The 3904-nt window shown below is 66.6% G+C and carries 1 protein-coding gene; it reads left to right on the top strand.

Annotated elements, in window-relative coordinates:
- Positions 1 to 124: 124 nt before the first annotated feature.
- Positions 125 to 3904: family 43 glycosylhydrolase (locus ACOJSN_RS00145; protein WP_420110483.1), on the top strand; the 3780-nt coding region annotated here is incomplete at its 3' end.

The raw sequence follows: 3904 nt of genomic DNA, 5'->3' as shown, positions 1-3904 counted from the left end.
CTACGGTGATTGAGAACAATCACAACAGTTAGTTGTTCTTACAAACCTCGTGCTTCGCCACGACATCCCACCACCGACGTTGTGGATGCGTAGCGCGATCAGAGCACTCACCTTGGGGAGCCCCATGTCACGCCTGTCCACCTTGCTGGCGGCGATGGTCGCCGCCGTTGCCCTGGTTCTGTGCGGATTGTCCGCAGCGCCACCGGCAGCAGCCGACGACGAGCTCGTCGTCTACGTCGATGCCGTCGAGGGCGACGACGGCGCTGCGGGCACCACGCCGTCAGCGCCAGTCCGGTCCCTCGATCAGGCACTGACGCTTGTCGCCGCCGACGGGGGCCGCGTGGTTCTCATGGGCGACTATCCGCTGGACGCCACGCTCATCGAGCCCGCCCACACCGACGAGATCCTCGTGACCAGCACAGATGGGGAGCAGACCTACCCCGGGCGGTTGGTCTTCGGAGACACCCCGTTCCTGGAGTACAACCTCTCGGGTCCCACGACCTTCGCCGACCTCACCGTGGTGACGTCGCAGTGGGCCATCTTCGCCGCGAACTGGCACCCCATCACGATGGATCAGGGCCTCACCATGGTGAGTCAGCCGAATGCCGGGGCTCGGCAGGTCTTCGTCGTGGGCGGCTATCACGGCCCCTCCGCTGAGGACACCACCCTCGATGCCGACTCCCACATCACGATCAACTCGGGTACGTACTACAAGATCGCGGGCTTCAGCCGCGGCAAGGGCGTCGGTACGCAGACCTACACCGGCACCTCGCACATCACGATCAACGGTGGCATCGTGCAGGAGGTCTTCGGCGCTTCGCTGGAGAACCACTACTCGGGAAGCACCGAGATCACCATGACCGGCGGTCGCGTGGGCGCCCTGCACACCGCAGGCGACGTGACGCGCTACATCGTCGGTTCGGCCACGGTCGACCTGAGAGGCGGCAATGTCAACACGATCGACATCAACAACGTCGTCGAGGACGTCGACCTCACCTTGGATGGCGTGACCTTCGGCGCCATCCAGGCCCAGAACGCCTGGGGCGGTGAGGATCGGCACCAGCAGATCCTCGACTTCGCACCGGTCCGGACCGTGCATTTCGCTGGGCAGCACTACACCGCGACGCAGGTCGCAGCGCTCCGGGAGATCTTCGACGTCCTCGTCAACACCGCGGACGTCCGCGTCAGCGCGGGCGGCTCGGGCACCGAGTGCTCCGAGGCGCACCCCTGCGGGAGCCTTCAGACTGCGCTGGGGCTGCTTGCCGCCGACGGCGGGGCGATCACGATCTCGGGCGATGTCGCCTGGGATGTCGATGCCGACACCCTTGCCGACGGCGCTGGTCGCGTCTCGTTCGTGGGTGACGGGTCTTCGTCGATCTCCTTCCCGGCGGACGCCGAGATCAGGCTCGCCCGCGACGTCACCGTCTCCTCGGTCGAGCTCGCGAACGCTGGTGCGCTCGACCTGTTGGTCGACGGAGCGGACCTCACGATCGGCGACGGCATCACGGTGGCCGACGGCAGCCAGGTCACGGTGGCGGGCGCCAGCGACAACGCCTCGATCTCGATCCTCTCGGGTTCCTTCGCCAGCGTGGTCGGCATCACGGGCCTGAGCGCCGACTTCGCCGGGACGACCGACGTGACGGTGGCGGGCGGCTCCGTCGAGCACGTGTGGGCAGGGACTGACCAGCCCTATGCCGTGGCGGGTGCGCTCGTGACGATCGCAGGCGGTGAGGTCGGCACGCTGACCTCGTCGGCCGGCCGTGTCACGGAAGCCCTGACGGCCCGGTTGATCTCCGGAAGCGTGGGGAGTGCGGAGCTGGACCGTGCGGATGCCGCGGTCAAGGTCCGTCTCGGTACCGCGGATATCGGCGCACTCTCGCTGGCGAACTGGGCAGCAACCGACGGCGACGAGCGCGCGCTCGTGCGGCTACCGGGAGCCGAGCCGGCGATCGCCGAGCAGATCGCCGATGTCGTCGAGCACGTGACCGATGACCAGGTCGTGTACGTGTCGGCGGCCGGCGACGGCGACGGTAGTAGCCCTCCCCACGCGCTCGGCGACCTCGCATCCGCGATCGCCACGCTGTCCGGCGACGGACGCGTGGTGCTCACGGATCAATACACCGTGGACGGCTATGACTTGGGCGAGTACGGCTCGAGCGTCCTGCTCACCACCGATGACGGCGACATCGACTTCGCCGGCTCGGGCGCCGCGCTGCAGATCGAGGGGCCGATGCGTCTCGGTGGCCCGACGACCTTCGAGAACCTGCTGCTGCAGTCCCCGACGACCAACGGCGCCATCTACGGCATGGGGCACCCGTTGACGATCGGCACCAACGTCGAGACCGAGTTCACACGCCGAGGCGAGACGTACCTGACGATCGTCGGTGGGAGCGACGGGAGCACACCGACGCCAGCGACGTCTGTGACTGTCGAAGGTGGCGAGTGGGCCAGCCTTCGGGGTGGCTCTGACAACGTCGAGGCGGTCACGGACGGCGCCGACGTCAACGTCCAGATCGACGGCGGAACGTTCTTCGGGCCGATCGTGCTGTCCCACCGTGGCTATGGCGCGGGCTCGCTGGCTGCCACCATCGACGGCGGCACGTTCATGCAGGGTATCTACGCGGTCTACGAGGAGGATGGGAGCGCCTACCAGGCCGACTACGACGTGGATCTCACCGTGAACGGCGGCGAGTTCTGGGCGGCGATCGCACCGGCGAAGTCGCGGACGACGGACCTGGAGGGCGACTATGAGGTGACGGTCACCGGTGGTGACTTCGGGCACCTCACCGACCTGCTTGGCACCGAGGCCTTTGGCGGAAGCATGGCGAGCGCGCTGCACGTCGACCCCGACGTTGCCGCCGAGACGCCGCGCGGCGAACTGACGTTCACCAATCCGATCGTGCGAGCCGCGGACCCGTACATCTTCACGCACGAGGGGCAGTACTACTTCCTGGCCACCTCCGGCAGCACGATGGCGCTGCACAAGGTAGCCAATCCCTCGGATCTGTCCGAGTCGGTGGGTTCGGTGATCTTCGCACCTGAGGACATGCGGAACCTCTGGTCGCCGGAGGTACATCACCTCACCGCCGAGGATGTGGGCGAGGAGAACGCAGGGTGGTACCTGTACCTATCGGCCACCGACCCCAACGACCCGGCCGCCGAGGGGCAGCGACAGTACGTGCTGAAGGCGCTCGACGGCGATGACCTGATGGGCCGCTGGGGCAACCCGGTGACTGGCGAGGAGAATGTCCCGCAGCGCATCACGAGCGAGAACGACCCCGACTTCAACACCGACGAGTTCGTGGCGGGTATCTCGTTCATGCGCGTAGCGGGCGAGACCTTCATCACCTACGTCCTCGAGGAGGGGCGCGGCACGTCCGAGTTCCACCAGACGATCAACATGACCCGTATCGCCAACCCGTGGACCTTCACGGGCGAGTCGAGCATCATCACTCGGTCCGAGTACGACTGGGAGGAGCACGGCTACGCCCAGTCGACCAGCGATCCGAACATGTGGTGGCCCAAGGTCGTCGAAGGCGGCACCGCTGTCTACGGCGATGACGGCGAGGTGTTCCTCTCGTACTCCGCCAGCGGCTACTGGACCATCTACTACGCGATCGGTTATCTGAAGTACACCGGCGGCGACCCGATGGTTGCGGCGAACTGGGTGAAGAATCCCGAGCCGATCATGAGTCTGAATGAGGAGGTCACGGGAACCGGCACGGGTCCCAACTTCACCGATCATGAAGGCACCGACTGGTTCGTGTTCCAGGCTCGCCCCGGCCAGAACACCCAGACCGCCCGATACGCCTTCATCGAGCCGTACACGGCCGATGCCGACGGGCTGCGGATCGGTGACGGATCCGGTCATCCCGCCCCGTTGGCGACCGAGTACACGATGAGC

Origin of the sequence: Pseudactinotalea sp., assembly GCF_048594945.1 — a bacterium.
GTDB lineage: Bacteria > Actinomycetota > Actinomycetes > Actinomycetales > Beutenbergiaceae > Pseudactinotalea.
This window is presented reverse-complemented; position numbering and strand designations above follow the sequence as displayed.